This window comes from Heyndrickxia coagulans DSM 1 = ATCC 7050, assembly GCF_000290615.1.
GTDB lineage: Bacteria > Bacillota > Bacilli > Bacillales > Bacillaceae_C > Weizmannia > Weizmannia coagulans.
Window position 1 is genome coordinate 1 of the sequence record NZ_ALAS01000108.1, and the last position, 203, is coordinate 203.

Sequence of the window (203 nt, forward strand, 5' to 3'; positions counted from 1 at the left end):
CTCCTGCAAAATATAAAAGTGAATTTCCATTCCTAAAAGAAGTGGATTCTTTAGCTTTGGCAAATGCACAAATGAACTTACAGACTGCTTTTAAGAATTTCTTTGAAGGAAACGCGGATTTTCCAAAGTTCAAAAATCGTAAAGCAAAACAATCCTATACAACTAATATGGTCAACGGAAATATTAAGCTAGAAAATGGTCAT

General features: G+C 32.5%; 1 pseudogene. It reads left to right on the plus strand.

Annotated elements, in window-relative coordinates:
• Positions 1-203, plus strand: a pseudogene (locus IC21_RS17225) (RNA-guided endonuclease TnpB family protein); the annotation flags it as partial.